The sequence below is a fragment of the Streptomyces sparsus genome, from assembly GCF_054776295.1.
Genome location: NZ_BAAHCA010000960.1, coordinates 1 through 1,787 on the forward strand (window position 1 = coordinate 1; position 1,787 = coordinate 1,787).

Genomic DNA, 1,787 nt, shown 5'->3' on the forward strand with positions numbered 1-1,787 from the left:
CGACACGCTGACCGCGGACGGCGGACCGCTGCGCGCCGCAGCGGTCCGGGTGACCGCCGAGCAGGGCGCCGAGGCGGGGGTGTCGGCGTGGCTCGACGAGAACCCCAAGGTCCCCGACCGGCAGGGGCCGACGGGCTCGCCCCGCACCGCCGCCGTGCTCCAGTCCGTCGCGGTACTGGTGGCGCTGGGGCTGCTCTACACCGGCCTGGGCACCGCCGGGGTGCCGCTGCCGCCGTTCGCGGAAGGCGACCGGCCGTGCCCCGAGCAGCAGTTCGAGGCGCGCGACCGCCACGGATGCCTGGGACTCAGCGACGGCACCCGGCCGTTCCGCGGTATGGCGCCGCAGTACAAGCCGTTATTGGCCATGATCGCGCGGAACAACGCGGATGTGGCCGTGCTCGCCGCCCAGGGCCACGAGGTACGCACGGTGGTTCTCCTGGAACCCTTCACGGCGGGCAGCAGCTTCTCGGAGCTGGTGGAGGGCGGCGTGCTGCCCGAACTGCGCGGGGTGGCGCTCCAGCAGCGGGAACTGATCGAGGAGGCCCGCAACAACAACCGCAAGGTCGGCGTGCGCGTGCTGCTCGGCAACGCCGGCCCGTTGTTCGAGGAGGCCGAGAGGGTCGCCGAGCGCATCCGGGACCGCATGGCCGCCGAGCGGATAGTCGGCGTGATCGGGCTCGGCCAGAGCCGGCCGGGCACCGTGCGGGCGATCGAGGTACTGGACCGGGCGAGCCTGCCGATGGTCGGCACGTCGGCGACGGCGGACCAGATGATCGAACAGTCGCCGCAGTACTACCAGATCGCGCCGATCAACCGGCGGGAGGCGCAGGCGGCGGTCTCCTTCGTGCGGCACGAGGAGTCGGTGACGCTGCCGGACGGAAGCCGCAGCAAGGCGAAGTCGGTGGTGGTGGTGAACGATCCGGCGGACCCGTACAGCAAGAACCTCAGCGAGGACTTCGTCGAGGAGTTCCAGCAGGCGATCGGCGACTCGGTCAGTGTGCTCGGCTACTCGCCGGAAGGCGACAAGCAACCCGTGAGCGCCAACGACCTGGCGCTCCAGGTCTGCAACTCGATGGCCAAGGAGCCGGCCACCATGGTGTTCTGGGCCGCCAGGGCCCGGGAGATGCTCGCCTTTCTCGACGAGTTCGGCAAGGTCCCGTCCTGCGGCGGCAAGATCACCGTGCTCGGCGGTGACGACCTCACCAACTCGCTGATCCAGGAGGAGAACCCGGTCGCCCGCTACCCGGGGCTCACCCTGCACCACATGGCGCACGCCGTGCCCGGTATCGACCGGCCCACGCTGGAGGTCGAGACGTTCGTGGCGCGCTACCAGGAGGAGTTCGGCAAGGACGACATCATGCTCAACGACGGCCACCCGGCTCTCGGATGGGACGCGTTGAAGGTCCTGGCACACGCCGTCAACCTGGCCCGGGGCACCTCCAACAACCCGGGCTTCGACCGGGCGACGGTCTCGTCCAAGCTGCGCAGCGTCGACAACAGCGTCCAGGGCAGCACCGGCGTGCTCAACTTCACCCGGGAGCAGCGCCCGGTTCCGGTGCCGGTGGACAAGCCGATCTACGTGATCAGGGACGAGGTGTCCGGCCCGGTGATCGCGCTGAAGTGCGGCAACTTCGGGGCCGGGCAGTACCGGAAGAAGTGGGGCGGGTCCAAAGCCCACCGCTGTCCCTCGGACTGACCGACGGGCGGCCGGGCGGGTGGTCGGTCCCGCGGGTGGCGGTCCGGCGACGGGCCGGTGCGGGCCGTGGACGGCGACCGCGGCCCCGCGC

General features: G+C 71.2%; 1 protein-coding gene. It reads left to right on the forward strand.

Features of this window, described 5'->3' with window-relative positions; genetic code table 11:
• A partial coding sequence (locus ACYVE9_RS25345) for a type 1 periplasmic-binding domain-containing protein (protein ID WP_461030224.1) occupies positions 1 to 1,696 on the forward strand: 1,696 nt, incomplete at its 5' end.
• Between the last annotated feature and the right edge of the window lie 91 nt (positions 1,697 to 1,787).